The 15,407-nt window shown below is 57.7% G+C and carries 11 protein-coding genes and 3 pseudogenes; 8 read left to right on the top strand and 6 right to left on the bottom strand.

What is annotated here, in order from left to right; translation table 11 throughout:
- Positions 1-277: 277 nt before the first annotated feature.
- Positions 278-5,185 carry an NAD-glutamate dehydrogenase gene (locus tag ACYZT9_RS14665; RefSeq protein WP_462006156.1) on the top strand — a complete coding sequence of 1,636 codons (4,908 nt, stop codon included), beginning with the start codon at positions 278-280 and terminating at the stop codon, positions 5,183-5,185.
- Positions 5,186-5,274: 89 nt separating this feature from the next.
- Here the strand turns inward: ACYZT9_RS14665 and ACYZT9_RS14660 are convergent, their stop codons facing one another.
- From ACYZT9_RS14660 to pdxR, 4 genes and pseudogenes are all read right to left on the bottom strand, one after another.
- Positions 5,275-5,823: a hypothetical protein gene (locus tag ACYZT9_RS14660; RefSeq protein WP_462006155.1), complete on the bottom strand. Its 549-nt coding sequence runs from the start codon at positions 5,821-5,823 to the stop codon at positions 5,275-5,277.
- A gap of 196 nt (positions 5,824-6,019) precedes the next feature.
- Positions 6,020-6,184, bottom strand: a pseudogene (locus tag ACYZT9_RS14655) (cupin domain-containing protein); the annotation flags it as partial.
- A gap of 87 nt (positions 6,185-6,271) precedes the next feature.
- A complete protein-coding gene (locus tag ACYZT9_RS14650) occupies positions 6,272-6,565 on the bottom strand; it encodes a putative quinol monooxygenase (protein WP_462006154.1) in 294 nt (97 codons plus the stop codon).
- A gap of 123 nt (positions 6,566-6,688) precedes the next feature.
- Positions 6,689-8,122, bottom strand: a complete 1,434-nt coding sequence (gene pdxR / locus ACYZT9_RS14645; RefSeq protein WP_462006153.1) for a MocR-like pyridoxine biosynthesis transcription factor PdxR — start codon at positions 8,120-8,122, stop codon at positions 6,689-6,691.
- 90 nt (positions 8,123-8,212) lie between these two features.
- On the opposite strand from pdxR, the pseudogene ACYZT9_RS14640 reads away from it, so the two are divergent.
- From ACYZT9_RS14640 to ACYZT9_RS14610, 7 genes and pseudogenes are all read left to right on the top strand, one after another.
- A pseudogene (locus ACYZT9_RS14640) lies at positions 8,213-8,284 on the top strand (carboxymuconolactone decarboxylase family protein); the annotation flags it as partial.
- Between the two features lie 75 nt (positions 8,285-8,359).
- Positions 8,360-9,340, top strand: coding sequence for a LysR substrate-binding domain-containing protein (locus ACYZT9_RS14635; RefSeq protein WP_462006152.1), 981 nt, complete (start codon positions 8,360-8,362; stop codon positions 9,338-9,340).
- Between the two features lie 115 nt (positions 9,341-9,455).
- Complete coding sequence (locus ACYZT9_RS14630; protein WP_462006151.1) at positions 9,456-9,977, top strand: GNAT family N-acetyltransferase; 522 nt, start codon at positions 9,456-9,458, stop codon at positions 9,975-9,977.
- 99 nt (positions 9,978-10,076) lie between these two features.
- Complete coding sequence (locus tag ACYZT9_RS14625) at positions 10,077-10,571, top strand: hypothetical protein (RefSeq protein ID WP_462006150.1); 495 nt, start codon at positions 10,077-10,079, stop codon at positions 10,569-10,571.
- A gap of 317 nt (positions 10,572-10,888) precedes the next feature.
- Positions 10,889-11,872 (top strand): glycosyl hydrolase family 18 protein, encoded by a 984-nt coding sequence (locus ACYZT9_RS14620; protein WP_462006149.1) that lies wholly within the window; start codon positions 10,889-10,891, stop codon positions 11,870-11,872.
- Between the two features lie 314 nt (positions 11,873-12,186).
- A complete protein-coding gene (locus ACYZT9_RS14615; RefSeq protein ID WP_462006148.1) occupies positions 12,187-13,155 on the top strand; it encodes a hypothetical protein in 969 nt (322 codons plus the stop codon).
- A 144-nt stretch (positions 13,156-13,299) separates the two neighbouring features.
- Positions 13,300-13,971: a DUF3313 domain-containing protein gene (locus tag ACYZT9_RS14610; RefSeq protein ID WP_462006147.1), complete on the top strand. Its 672-nt coding sequence runs from the start codon at positions 13,300-13,302 to the stop codon at positions 13,969-13,971.
- 201 nt (positions 13,972-14,172) lie between these two features.
- Here ACYZT9_RS14610 and ACYZT9_RS14605 read toward each other — a convergent pair whose 3' ends face one another.
- Together ACYZT9_RS14605 and ACYZT9_RS14600 are read right to left on the bottom strand one after the other, a co-directional pair.
- Entirely contained in the window at positions 14,173-14,964 is a 792-nt protein-coding gene (locus ACYZT9_RS14605) for a hypothetical protein (RefSeq protein WP_462006146.1), read from the bottom strand.
- A gap of 245 nt (positions 14,965-15,209) precedes the next feature.
- Positions 15,210-15,320: pseudogene (locus tag ACYZT9_RS14600) on the bottom strand (YciI family protein); the annotation flags it as partial.
- Positions 15,321-15,407 lie beyond the last annotated feature (87 nt).

Here is a 15,407-nt window from a genome sequence, read left to right as displayed (position 1 = left end):
CGAATATGTCGCAGCACCGCAAGCATAGGCCTTGCCGCACTGGTTAAGCTGCGCATCGAATGGATACCTGTAAAGACATTGTGCAATTGATCGCAGAGTCGTTTTTGCAGATGCCCATTCATGGAAGGTGAATGTGACCTGAGTGTCTCGTCCAGCTTCACCCACCTGTCTCCCTGTTTCCTCTGCCCGAGAATCAGGAGCAGGGTGACGGATCGCCCCGAGAGGGGTTTTGCACGCGACGCTTCCATCAATAACAAGCCCAAGCGGAGTACCACAGATGGCGTTCTTCACCGCAGCCAGCAAAGCCGACTTCCAGCACCAACTGCAAGCGGCACTGGCGCAGCACATCAGTGAACAGGCACTGCCACAAGTGGCGCTGTTCGCTGAACAATTCTTCGGCATCATTTCCCTTGACGAGCTGACCCAGCGTAGGCTGTCCGACCTCGCTGGCTGTACTCTTTCTGCGTGGCGCCTGCTTGAGCGCTTCGATCACGCGCAACCGCAAGTGCGCGTCTACAACCCTGATTACGAACGCCACGGCTGGCAGTCGACCCACACCGCGGTCGAAGTGCTGCATCACGACCTGCCCTTCTTGGTGGACTCGGTGCGTACCGAGCTGAACCGTCGCGGCTACAGCATCCATACCCTGCAAACCACCGTGCTGAGCGTGCGCCGCGGCAGCAAGGGCGAGTTGCTGGAGATCTTGCCGAAAGGCACCCAGGGCGAAGGGATTCTGCAGGAATCCCTGATGTACCTGGAAATCGACCGCTGCGCCAACGCGGCCGAACTGAATGTGCTGAGCAAAGAGCTGGAGCAGGTTCTCGGTGAAGTCCGCGTCGCGGTCGCCGATTTCGAACCGATGAAAGCCAAGGTCCAGGAAATCCTGACAGGCCTGGACAACAGCCAGTTCGCAGTCGACGGCGAAGAAAAAGCTGAAATCAAAAGCTTCCTGGAATGGCTGGTGGGCAACCACTTCACGTTCCTGGGTTATGAAGAATTCGTGGTCCGCGATGAAGTCGACGGCGGCCACATCGTCTACGACCAGGATTCGTTCCTCGGCCTGACCAAACTGCTGCGTACCGGCCTGACTTACGATGACCTGCGCATCGAAGACTACGCCGTGAACTACCTTCGCGAACCGACCCTGCTGTCGTTTGCCAAGGCTGCGCATCCAAGCCGCGTGCACCGTCCGGCTTACCCGGATTACGTGTCGATCCGCGAAATTGACGCCGACGGAAAAGTCATCAAGGAATGCCGCTTCATGGGCCTGTACACCTCGTCGGTGTATGGCGAGAGCGTGCGGGTCATTCCGTACATCCGCCGCAAGGTCGAAGAGATCGAGCGCCGCTCCGGCTTCCAGGCCAAGGCGCATCTGGGCAAGGAACTGGCGCAGGTGGTCGAAGTGCTGCCCCGCGATGATCTGTTCCAGACTCCGGTCGACGAGCTGTTCAGCACCGTGATGTCGATCGTGCAGATCCAGGAACGCAACAAGATTCGCGTGTTCCTGCGCAAAGACCCGTACGGCCGCTTCTGCTACTGCCTGGCCTACGTGCCGCGTGACATCTACTCCACCGAAGTGCGCCAGAAGATCCAGCAAGTGCTGATGGATCGCCTGAAAGCCTCGGATTGCGAGTTCTGGACCTTCTTCTCCGAGTCCGTGCTGGCCCGCGTGCAACTGATCCTGCGCGTCGATCCAAAAAATCGTCTGGACATCGACCCGCAGCAGCTGGAAAACGAGGTGATCCAGGCTTGCCGCAGTTGGCAGGACGACTACTCTGCACTGACTGTCGAAAGCTTCGGCGAAGCCCAGGGCACCAATGTGCTGGCGGATTTCCCGAAAGGCTTCCCGGCCGGTTACCGCGAGCGTTTTGCGGCGCATTCGGCTGTGGTCGATATGCAGCACCTGCTGAGCCTGACCGAAAAAAATCCACTGGTGATGAGCTTCTATCAACCACTGGGTCAGGTCTCCGGTCAGCGCGAGCTGCACTGCAAGCTCTATCACGCGGACACACCGCTGGCACTGTCCGACGTGTTGCCGATCCTGGAAAACCTCGGCCTGCGCGTGCTGGGTGAGTTCCCGTACCGCCTGCGTCACAACAATGGCCGCGAATTCTGGATTCACGATTTCGCGTTCACCGCGGCCGAAGGCCTGGAACTCGACATCCAGCAACTCAACGACACGTTGCAGGACGCTTTCGTCCACATCGTGCGTGGCGATGCCGAGAACGATGCGTTCAACCGTCTGGTGCTGACCGCCGGCCTGCCGTGGCGCGACGTGGCGTTGCTGCGTGCCTACGCCCGTTACATGAAACAGATCCGTCTGGGCTTCGACCTCGGCTACATCGCCAGCACCCTGAACAACCACACCGACATCGCTCGCGAGTTGACCCGGTTGTTCAAAACCCGTTTCTACCTGGCGCGCAAGCTGGCCAGTGACGATCTGGAAGACAAGCAGCAACGTCTGGAACACGCGATTCTGGCCGCACTGGACGACGTCCAGGTGCTGAACGAAGACCGTATCCTGCGTCGCTACCTGGACTTGATCAAGGCCACCCTGCGGACCAACTTCTACCAGACCGATGCACACGGTCAGAACAAGTCCTACTTCAGCTTCAAATTCAACCCGCACCAGATTCCAGAGCTGCCGAAGCCGGTACCGAAGTTCGAAATCTTCGTTTACTCGCCTCGCGTCGAAGGCGTGCACCTGCGCTTCGGCAACGTCGCTCGTGGCGGTCTGCGCTGGTCTGACCGCGAAGAAGACTTCCGTACCGAAGTCCTGGGCCTGGTAAAAGCCCAGCAAGTGAAGAACTCAGTCATCGTGCCAGTGGGCGCGAAGGGCGGCTTCCTGCCGCGTCGCCTGCCTCTGGGTGGCAACCGTGACGAGATCGCGGCCGAGGGCATCGCCTGCTACCGCATCTTCATCTCGGGCCTGTTGGACATCACCGACAACCTGAAAGACGGCGCGCTGGTTCCGCCCGCCAACGTCGTGCGTCATGACGACGATGACCCGTACCTGGTGGTCGCAGCGGACAAGGGCACTGCAACCTTCTCCGACATCGCCAACGGCATCGCCATCGACTACGGCTTCTGGCTTGGCGATGCGTTTGCATCCGGTGGTTCGGCGGGTTACGACCACAAGAAAATGGGCATTACCGCCAAGGGCGCGTGGGTCGGCGTACAACGTCACTTCCGCGAGCGCGGCATCAATGTTCAGGAAGACAGCATCACCGTGGTCGGCGTCGGCGATATGGCCGGTGACGTGTTCGGTAATGGCTTGCTGATGTCCGACAAGCTGCAACTGGTCGCTGCGTTCAACCACTTGCACATCTTCATCGACCCGAACCCGGAGCCAGCGAACAGCTTCGCCGAGCGTCAACGTCTGTTCGACCTGCCACGTTCGGCCTGGTCGGATTACGACACCAGCATCATGTCCGAAGGCGGCGGAATCTTCTCGCGCAGCGCGAAAAGCATTGCGATCTCCCCGCAGATGAAAGAGCGCTTCGACATTCAGGCGGACAAGCTGACCCCGACCGAACTGCTGAATGCCTTGCTCAAGGCACCGGTAGACCTGTTGTGGAACGGCGGTATCGGCACTTACGTGAAGGCCAGCAGCGAAAGCCACGCCGATGTCGGCGACAAGGCCAACGATGCACTGCGCGTGAACGGCAACGAGCTGCGTTGCAAAGTCGTGGGCGAGGGCGGTAACCTCGGTATGACTCAGCTGGGTCGTGTCGAATTCGGTCTGAATGGTGGCGGTTCCAACACCGACTTCATCGACAACGCCGGTGGCGTGGACTGCTCCGACCACGAAGTGAACATCAAAATCCTGCTGAACGAAGTGGTTCAGGCCGGTGACATGACCGACAAGCAACGCAACCAGTTGCTGGCGAGCATGACCGACGAAGTCGGCAATCTGGTGCTGGGCAACAACTACAAGCAGACTCAGGCCCTGTCGCTGGCGGCACGTCGTGCCTTCGTGCGGATTGCCGAATACAAGCGTCTGATGAACGATCTGGAAGGCCGCGGCAAGCTGGATCGCGCCATCGAATTCCTGCCGTCGGAAGAAGCGATCAACGAGCGACTCGCGGAAGGCCACGGCCTGACCCGTGCCGAGCTGTCGGTGCTGATCTCCTACAGCAAGATCGACCTCAAGGAGGCGCTGCTCAACTCCCTGGTGCCGGACGACGACTACCTAACGCGTGACATGGAAACCGCTTTCCCGCCGAGCCTGGTGAGCAAGTTCTCCGAAGCCATGCGCCGTCACCGTCTGAAGCGCGAAATCGTCAGCACCCAGATCGCCAACGATCTCGTGAATCACATGGGCATCACCTTCGTTCAGCGACTCAAAGAGTCGACCGGCATGAGCCCGGCGAACGTGGCCGGTGCTTACGTGATCGTGCGTGACATCTTCCACCTCCCGCACTGGTTCCGTCAGATCGAAGCCCTGGACTATCAGGTTTCGGCCGACGTTCAGCTGGAGCTGATGGACGAACTGATGCGTCTGGGACGTCGCGCTACACGCTGGTTCCTGCGTGCCCGTCGCAACGAGCAGAACGCTGCCCGTGACGTCGCGCACTTCGGTCCGCATCTGAAGGAGCTGGGTCTCAAGCTCGACGAACTGCTGAGTGGCGAGATCCACGAGAACTGGCAGGCTCGCTATCAGGCGTACGTTGAAGCCGGTGTGCCGGAGTTGCTCGCACGCATGGTGGCTGGCACCTCGCACCTGTATACCTTGCTGCCGATCATCGAGGCCTCCGACGTGACCGGCCAGAACCCTGCGGACGTGGCCAAGGCCTACTTCGCCGTGGGCAGCGCGCTGGACATCACCTGGTACCTGCAACAGATCAGCGCTCTGCCGGTTGAAAACAACTGGCAGGCGCTGGCCCGTGAAGCGTTCCGTGATGACGTCGACTGGCAGCAACGTGCGATCACCATCTCTGTCCTGCAACAGGGCGACGGCACTCAGGACGTGGAAACACGCCTGGCGTTGTGGATGGGCGAGCACAAAGGCATGATTGATCGCTGGCGCGCCATGCTGGTGGAAATCCGTGCCGCCAGCGGCACGGACTACGCCATGTATGCGGTGGCCAACCGTGAGTTGCTGGACCTGGCGTTGAGCGGGCAAGCGGTAGTGCCTGCGACTACCACCGCCACCTCCAGCGCTGAACTGGAACCGGCGGCCTGATAAGTCGTTGAATGAAAAAGCCCCGTCTCGAAAGAGCCGGGGCTTTTTTTATTTCAGTGTCGCGTCAACTTGTCTGGCTGACCGGTTAATCAGTCATCGTCTTCCTGCCCCGGCTTTGGTTCAATATACAAGGGGTAAGGTTCGGAACTAGTTGGACGAGGGATATTCCGCTCAAGGATTTTCAGATTGAACTTCAACAACTCTCCAGAATGATCACCATAGCTGTACAGTTTCGGGTTTTGTAGTAGCTGCCTCTTTATTGTGCCTGCATTGCGAGCCTTGAGGTAAACGGTGGCATCGTCCGTCTTCAGGTCATCAAGGGTGATGATGTCTTGATTGGCATTCAACAAGTTGAACGAAGTTGTATCGCCGCCGGCCGCCGGAAACGCGCCGAGCGCACCGCCACTGTTTTTACTGAGATATTTTCCCAGGAAGGCTTCGCTACGAATTTGAATGTTGTAGTAATCGTCATAGCAATCGAAATATACAACCATCTCCTTCGATCGAGTGCGGACGGTGCTGTCGCGCCCGCTGTGCACCCGGACCATGTTGTTGCTGGTATCGGAATATCGATGAGAGGTCGTCAGTAAATGGGCCTGGCTTGCACCGACAGATAACATCTGATTGAAAAACTTCATAACGACTTCGTTGCAGCGGATGCATGCAATAAATGATCTTTTCTGATTTGAACTCATAAAGCCTCCATTGTTCTGAGTGTGTCGCTTCGTGCGAGACATTAGAGTAATGAAGTTGAAATCTATGAATAGCAGTGAACGGTTGCCTGATATTACAACGGAGGACTAATCAGTTTTATAGCGGCTGTTTTGACCCCTTCGCAGGCCCGCTCCGGTACTCACCGGCTTTGTAGGTTTTCGGTTGCTCGCCTTTCACATGAGAAACGATCGATTCCGAAATCACATACGCCATGGCCGTACCTTCGTGTTTGCGGGCGATGGAGGATTGGCCGGGTTTGTAGTCGATTTCGATCATCAGCGCCTTTTAAAAAGACCGCAGCCTCCGGCGGTTCTTACAGAGGTACCCACAACTCTGTAGGAGGCGCCAAAGGCTGCGATCTTTTAATCGTATTCAGCGAATCGGAAAACTGTTGAAATCCACGGCATTGGCCAATTGATTGTCGATCAGGCCGATAAAACCTTGAACTTCGGGGCAGTTGAAATGCATCTGCATGGCCGCTTCCGACTGCCAGTGGGCGCTGACGTTCCAGAGGTTGCTGTCCTCGGGGCAGCGGTCGACCATATAGGATTCACAGCCCGGTAGTGCGCGCAGGGTTTCGACAATCTTTTGCAGTTGCTTACCCAGTTCATCCGAGCGGCCGGCGGCGGCCTGCACCTTTACGGTATTGATCACTTCGTTGGACATTACTCACTCTCCTGAATCAGGCCGGACGAATCCTGCTCATTGAGGGATAACGCTCATGCAGGATAGGCCTGCACTCCCGGACCGCCAATAGCCAATCACCGGATAAACACCCAGACCAATTCATCAGGCAATCTGCTGCAAAATGTCCCTTAAACGGTCCAGGGCAATATCGATGTCCAGGGTTTCAATGGCGCCAAACCCCATGAGAAGCCCGGTTTGTGGCGCTTGCTGATAGAAAAAGGCGTCGATGGAATACAGCCCGACTTCGACTTTTTTCGCCAGTTCGATCACCAGTGGCATATCGATAGGCACTTTGCACATAAGCACCATGTGAAATCCGGCCGTGCTCGGGATCGTTTCGAACCAGGGTGAAAGGTCAGCTGCGATACGCGTCAGGATGCGCTCTCGCCGCCCGGCATAAATGGCATGGCAGCGCCGGATGTGCTTGAGCAGGCAGCCTTCAGCGATGAATTTGGCCAGCGCCCATTGGGGCAGGGTAGAGGTATGCAGGTCGGTGAGTTGCTTGGCGCGGATCACGGCTTCGAGAATCGCCGGCGGCAAAATCGCGTAACCAAGGCGCAACTCCGGCAGCAGGGTTTTTGAAAAGGTCCCCACGTAGGCGACGATGCCGCGTTCATCCATGCTTTGTAGGGAATCGGTGGGCCGGCCCTCGTAGCGGAACTCGCTGTCGTAATCGTCCTCGATGATGATCGCGCCCAGCTCATAGGCGCGTTCCAGCAGTGCCACCCTGCGTGCCTGACTCATCGGCATGCCGAGCGGAAACTGGTGGGACGGCGTGACATAAATCAGCCGGGTGCCGAGGGGGATTTTGTCGACCTGAATGCCTTCGGCGTCTACCGGCACACCGATCACCGTGGCGCCGTGGCTGCCGAACAACAGGCGCGCAGGCGGGTAACCGGGGTCTTCCATGGCGACGATGCTGCCGGGGCGGGTCATCACGCGGGAAATCAGGTCCAGCGCCTGCTGCGCGCCATTGCACACCACCACGTCTTCCTCCTGACAGTTCACGCCACGGGAAAATGCGATATGCCGGGCGATCGCGTTGCGCAGTGCGGGAAGACCTTCGGGCAGACTGTAGAAACCCTTGGAGCCGGTCATCTGGCGCAACGCGTGAGAAGTGCAGCGCCGCCAATCGTCCTGCGGGAATTGCCCCTTGCTGGTGGCGCCACCGATGAAGTCATAGCGCAGCGAGCTTTCCAGCGTGGGATGACGCAAAAACACCGGCAGGTTGCGCCATGACTCGATGACCTCAGCGCTCGCCAACTGCGAATGGCTTTGCTTGGGCAGCGCTTTTTCGGTCCGGGCGTTGACGTAAGTGCCTTTGCCGATCACGCCAATGAGGAAGTTTTCATACGTCAGTTGCGCGTAGGTGTCGGAGATGGTCTTGCGCGAGATACCCAGCTGTTCGGCCAGCAAACGACTGGGCGGCAGCTGCGTCCCGGGTGCCAGACGGCCGGATTCGATGGCGCTGCGCAGTTGGTTGTACAACTGGCCTGCCAGATCCTTGCGGCCGTTGATGACAACATGAAGTTCCATACCGACGGGGCTCCTGGAGCGGTTAAGGCACGTGTGCATCGCGCCAGAGTACCCGCAAGCACCGCTGCGCAGAAGTTGCGTGGATGAAAATCCATCGCAGTCACTACCCTCAACAGCTGGAATCGCCTGGCAGTGAGTTTTCGGCAAACGCCCAGCGCATGAAGCGGCTGTCACACCAGATTCATCATCGGTGCGCAGGATAAGGTTTTCAAAGGACGGATCGACAGGGAGTCATCGATGTCATTCATGGAAACCACAGGGCGCCAAAGCCCTGCCGAATACCGTTCGCCGGTAGAAGCCGCGCCGTCCTGGCGTGCGCAGGCCGCGGCGATTGATCCGCAGATGGCAAAGGCGTTCACGGTCAGTGCCCGCTGCGGCTGTTTCATGCAGGCGGCCCGCAGCCTCAACATCAAGCCGACCTTGCTACGCAAGCAGTTAGCGCAGCTTGAAACGCAACTGCAATGTTCGCTGTTCAGCCATTGCGAAAATGGCATCGCCCTCAGCCGTGAAGGCTTGCAACTTCAGGCGCAGTTGATTGCGTTGGCACATGAGCGCGATGTGCCGGTGATCGAACAACCGTTGGTGCGCCTGGCGGTCACCGAATCGATTCTTCACGACATTCTCGGTCGCGACCTGGTGGCCCTGCTGCGCCGCAACGCCAGCGTGCGCCTGGACATCATCACCCTTGACAGCGAAATGGCCCTGCGAGCGGTGAGCGCCGATGTCGTGGTGTGGCTCGCCAGCCCCGAATCGCCGCTGCCGGCCCCGAGTTTTACTGTCAGCGAGCCCCAGCGCCTGGCGCGGATCGACTACCAGCCGCACATCGCCAAGCGATATTCACGAACGGCGTCGCGCCCGAACAGCCTCGGTGACCTCGCCGATTTTCTCTTGGTGCAATGGCAATCTCACCGTCAGGTCGAGAGTTTCCTGCCGTGGAATGCCCTGGTGGATCAACGCCTGGCGGGTGTCGTGCAGCTACAGTCGTATGAGCTGCTGCTGGAGATGGTTCGTTGCAGTGCCTGCATCGGTTTGCTGCCCGGCTACATCAGCCGGTTCGACCGCGGTCTCATTGCGTTGCCGGGGTTGTTTGGCCAGCCGATGCAGCGTCAGGTGTGGATGGCGGTGAATGCGCAGTCGCAGGATGCGCCGCAGGTACAGATGATTGTCGAACTGATCCAGAACACCTTCGAGGAGCGTCGGGATTGGTTCGAAGGCTGAACACTGCCCACAAATGTGGGAGCGGCGGTGCGGCGATCCCACATTGGGTTCTCACCATGTTTGAAGTATGCGTTGTAGAGTGGGCGGCCATGTCTGTCTCAAGGATGAATCACCGATGCCCGTCACTGACACTGCCATCACCCTCGAACGCTTTAACGAATCCCACATCGACGGCATCACCGCGCTCTACAACGAGCCAGCCGTCACCCGGCAGGTCTTGCAAATGCCGTTTCAGTCCACTGAGGTCTGGCGCAAACGCCTGGATCCGGGCAACGAACGACATGTACAGCTGGTTGCGCTGCACCAGGGGACGGTGATCGGCAACATCGGCCTGGAGCAGTTCTCGCGTATCCGCCGCAGCCATGCCGCCAATTTCGGCATGGGCGTCTCTGAGGCGTGGCAGGGCAAGGGCGTTGGCTCAAAGTTGCTGGCAACCGCGCTGGACATCGCCGACAACTGGATGAACCTGCAACGGGTCGAACTTTCGGTGTATGCCGATAACGATGCGGCCATCGGCTTGTACCGCAAGTTCGGCTTTGAAACCGAAGGCTTGTTCCGTGACTACGCCGTGCGTGACGGAGTGCTGGTGGATGCCTTGAGCATGGCGCGTCTGCGTCGCACGCCCATGGCCGGTTGAGTCACTCCCCACTACCGCTCACGCTTTTAGTCGTACGCCCACCGCGCGCATCTGCCATGCTCGAAGTCCGCAGCACTGCTTCAACCAAAGGACACCGCAATGGACGACGTACAGCAACTGGGCGAGATGCTTCGCCATTACGCAGACAGCGAAGCGCACAAAAAACAATTGTTCGAGTCGCAATCGGCCGTGTGGGCGACGCGCATTGGTGAGCTGTTCGATCAGATCCAGCAATGGCTGGAACCGGTCCGGTCGCCGAACCTTCTGGAAGTGAGCCGTGAGGCCTATGTCGCCTCGGGGCCGAGCGTTCCGGTCGAGACCTCGACGTTCAAGACCGAGAAGCTGGGCATTGTGATTGCCGGCAAACCGGTGGAATTCGTGCCGGATGTGATGGGCGCGGGTGGGCAGATTTCACTGGCCGTAATGGGCCTGACCGCCGCACGGTATGGCAGCATTTCGCTGGTATGCCTGCCGCCGTCGAGCAACTGGCAGTGGCGCAAGACCAATGGTTTGAAAGACCCTGACACCTTTGCCTTCGATGCGAACTTTCTGGCGCAGCAGTTGCAGAGCCTGATCCCCCGCGAGCGGAGCTAATGCCCGTGTGATCGACATTCAACCCTGTGGGAGCAAGCCTGCTCCCACATTCGGCCTGTGTTGAATCAAATTTCGACGTTGCCCCACCCCGGTTTCTGTACCAAAGCCCCGCCACCCATTAATTGGGAACAGTGGCGAGGGCCTGCACCTGTCAGAGTTGACAGTATCGGCGGATCGAATCCAGAGGTTTAATAACCGCGCTGACGTATTGGGCAGTGGTGCGTTCCAGTGGTTGCGTTCAAGGCAGGTCAGCCCTTCCGGTCATGGCGACCAGGGGGGCACTTCATACAGGATGTTCTGAGCTCAAGGGTGAACCAATGGCAACTTTCACATATACAGGCCCCAAGGCGCTTGCCGATGACGCAGCGGAAATGCCTGATTTCAGCGGAAAAAAAGTCTTCATCGGGTTTTGGCATAACTGGGGGCCGAGTGCCGGGTATCAAGGCGGATTGACGGGTGAGGTGGAGCTGGAGGACATCCCCGTCGAATACAACGTGGTAGCGGTAGCGTTCATGAAGGGCGCTGGCATCCCGACGTTCAAGCCATACAACAAAACCGATGTTGAGTTTCGGCGTCAGGTCGGCGTACTCAATAAGCAAGGTCGCGCGGTGTTGATTTCACTGGGGGGGGCTGATGCTCACATCGCTCTGAACAAAGGCGATGAGCTAGCACTCGCGAATGAAATTATCCGATTGGTTGAAGTTTATGGTTTCGATGGGCTGGACATCGATCTGGAACAAACCGCAATCGACTTTGCCGACAACAACACGGTAATTCCCGAAGCGCTAAAGCTGGTCCGCGATTACTACAAGAGTCAGGGCAAGCACTTTCTTATCAGCATGGCGCCGGAGTTCCCGTATCTGCGAACCGGGGGCAAGTACGTACCGTATCTCACCGCCCTGGCGAACTATTTTGATTGGATTTCCCCGCAGTATTACAACCAGGCCGGCGATGGGCTTTCTGTTCCGGTGCTCAATCCCTCATGGCTCGCGCAGGACGACGGAGTCCGCAAGGAAGACTTCCTTTACTACCTGACCACTGCGCTGGTAACCGGCACCTATGGCTTCGTCAAGATCCCGGCAGATAACTTACTTATCGGCTTGCCCAGTCACCGCGACGCGGCGGCGAATGGCTATGTAGTCAATCCAGCGTTCGTGCAAGGGGCCCTTGCACGACTGAAGAGCGACGGCAATGCAATCAAAGGCCTGATGTCCTGGTCGATCAGTTGGGATGCGGGGACCAATAAAAATGGAGTTGCGTATGACTGGATTTTCAAAAGATTGTATTCATCAATGATTTGATAGAAGTGACCGGGCGCTGGTTTTCGAGCGGGTTGCGCAATTTCGCGATCAGGTCGAACGCTTCACCGCGGGCGAGTTAAGCGAAGAGAAATTCCTGCCGCGCAAACGCGCGGGGTTGGCTGGTCCGGACGTTGTTCCAACAGCGACAGGAGAGCGTCAAAAACAAAAGATCGCAACCTTCGGCAGCTCCTGCAGAGTTTGGCGAACACCTGTAGGAGTTGCCGAAGACTGCGATCTTTTTACTTTGGGGGGGCATTCCATTTTGATAAAGTCCGCGCCTCAAAAAGGGAAGTCAGTAAAGAAAGGAGTCTGGTTTGAGCGTGGGCAAGAAAGTTTTAGGGTTGATCGCACTGTTGCTGATGGCGGCCCTGTGGGGCAGTTATTTTTATCTGTTTCAGGAAAGCCGCGACGGGCAACTCGCGGGATCACCTACCAGCTACGCCTGGTGCGGAACGCCACCGGCCAGCGATGCGGCGGCATTGGGTAAGGATCAATTGACGCTGCGCATCACCCACAACGTGCGTGGTGAATTCATGCTGTCGGGTGCTGTCATCGTCTCGGAGCGCACCTTCGATCGCTATGATCTGGGTCGCAACGAATTGCGCCTGCGCCTGGAACCGTTGCAGTGGTCATACGGCGTCACGCCGATTTTCCTTGAACAGGTCAGGATCAAGCCGCTGAGCCGCAACCTCTCTTCTGTCGACAAGAGCGCCTACGCCGAGCTGGAATCCCGGCCCATCGGTGTCCAGGGCAGGGCGGCAGCGTTTCCGTTCGACACCTGGCGCTACGGCTACAAACCGGTGTTGTACATCCTCAAGGGCAATGAACGGATCGACCTCAAGTTCAGGCGCATCACCACCAGTATGGAGATGTCCAACACGTTCACGCCGATTCAGAAGTACAACCGCGCCGAGTACATCAACGAGAAAAACTCGCTGGTCCGCGAAGAGGATTACAAACCTTACGCGGCTAATGAGTGCGCGTTCAGCGTCGAGCGCAAAGGCTCGTTCAAGGTGATCGTGCTGCTGTTGTTGCTGGTGATCTGCCTGCCGCTGATGCACGTGTTCTATCGCGACGAACCGGGCATCGACTTTCTGGCCACGCTCGTGAGTATCGGGGCGATCCGGGTGCTGTTGGTGGGGCCACTGAATGACTTTCAGCTGTACAACATCGACTTCCTGTTCGGCGCCGCGATTTTGCTGGTGGGCACGGTGTCGTTGATCAAGGCAATGCGGGCCAATAGTCGGCGGGAGTTGGCCGCCCGGAGTGGTTCGTCCTGGTGACATGGGTGAAACGGTTGTCGACCGCATCGCCCCCTTCGTGGCGATAGATGAATATTGTGATTTTTCACAACAAAACGCGCTGCATTGGCTATACCTGTTACACCGTTTCCAAACCGTGGTCGACCGATTTACGGGAGTTACCGCATGAAGTTTGCATTAATGATGAGCACACTGTGCATTGCTACGATCGGCGTGGTTGGCTGTTCCAGCAAGAAGGTAGAGCCGGACCAGTACTCGGGGTTTCTCAAGGATTACAGCCAGCTCAAGGAAGCCAAGTCACCTTCGGGGGCGGTGGTGATGCGTTGGGTCGATCCGAAGCTCGACATCAACAAATTCAAAAGCGTGTACATCGAGCCGACCCAGCTGTATCCCAAGCCTCAGCCGACCGTGAAAATCCCTCAGGCTACCCTGAACGGGATCACCAGCTATTACGATCAGGCGCTCAAACGCGAAATAGGCAAATCCCTGCCTCTGGCCGCAGGCCCTGGCCCAGGTGTGATGGTGGTGCGTGCCGCGATCACTGCAGTCAGCAGCAAGACCGAAGGACTTAAGCCTTATGAGGTGATCCCGATCGCGCTGGTAGCGGCGGCAGTGAGTACCGCCAGCGGCATTCGTGATCAGGAAACCGATCTTTCCACCGAAGCGGTGTTTCTCGATGGCGGCAACAACAATGTCCTGGCCCAGGTTGTGCGCAAGGGCACAGGCAAGCCGCTGGAAAACGAATCGCAGGTCATGAAGGCCGACGACGTGAAAGGCGTGATCGATGGCTGGGCTTCGGATTTGCATCAGTCATATTTGAAGCTCAAATCCAAATGATGCGTTGAGGCGGAGGACCGCTTCGCGAGCAGGCCCTCTCCTACATTTGATCGCTGTTGCAGACACACCTGCGATACAGATGTGGGAGTTAAGCTGGTTTTCGGACTTCCGCTGACGCCTTGCGCGCCAACGCCGCAACTGACAAACATGCTCATCAGACTGTAACCGGTTGCGCGAAGTACACCGTGCATAGTGAAATCCTCATTGGTCGAACGTGACGTTGATTCCGACGAGCAACGTAAACTGCGGCAAGCCGTCACCCTTGTGGTCGACGGTCCACTGCGGTTCGATGAAAGTGTTGAGGATATTGGTCCTGGATGTCCAGACCTTGCCGGCACCCAAACCGAGCGGGATGTAGTGGGTATCGTTTTTCAGGTCGAAGGTCCAGGTAGCGGTGGAGCGAAGGTACCAGCCTCCGTTCAGGTTGTAAGTGACAAACGGCTGCAGGGTGGCCGACTCGACATTCGAGCGGTCACTGTCGCCAGCGAAAGAGCTCTGGTATTGCACCAACGCACCAAGCAAACCGCGGGGTGATGAGTCGATCGCAATGGCCGCCAGCCCAGCCTGCCACTTCCCGGTGCCAAGCTCGTCCTTATCGGCATAAGGTGCGGTGATCTGCGGGCCGATGCCCAACTGCACGCCATCGGTCTTGAGCAGAAAAATATCGATCAGGTTCAAGTCACCTTCACCGGTGCTGTAACCCCCGTGAGGGTCTGGTTGCGTGCTGAACGGCGCAGTGGCGCGCAGCAATTGCGGTACGCCGATCAAACTGTTGGGCGCAATCGGCAGCGTGCCGCGCACCAGCACGTCGTTGCTGTGGACATTGGAGTCGTAGTATTTCGGGGTGTAGTAGTCCTGCAGGCTCATTCCCTGCTCGAGGTTTAACGGGTTGTTACTTTTGTTGGTCGTGTCTGCGCTATCTGCGTGAGCATAAACGGCAGACGTCAGTGATGCCGCCAAAAAAAGGGACTTCGCTCCAGGATTTTTCGACATGACTACCCGGTTCCATGGCGGCTCATTGGTCTACCCGGCGCTTGGCGGCCGTACTGCGTAATCTCTTTCTTATCAAGCCTGTAGGGCACGTCTAATGACGTTAGCAGTTGCCTGCGGGTTATCCAGTCAAGAGCATTCATTCGTTAGTTTTGTGTGCGGGTTCACGTTTGGTTTTGTGTTCTGCTTTATTCGCAAACGGGTGTCTGCGCAAGGTATTGACTTCCATTCGGTCTAACGACTTTCATTTATAACAGTTCTTCCTGCTCGCGCGATTCCGGCGTGAACTCGGCACCCAAATCCTCCGCCTCAAACACCTGCCGAATCTCGATTTCGACTTCATTTCCCGGCATCGGATTAATATCTGACCGCATTATCGTTTTCCCGTGCAGGTCCGATCGCCGACCGGACGCGCCTACAATATCCATGTTGTATCCAGTTTGTGA

The organism is Pseudomonas sp. ZT5P21, assembly GCF_054897785.1.
Note: the sequence above shows the minus strand (reverse complement) of the source record. Positions and strands in the feature narration are given on the sequence as shown.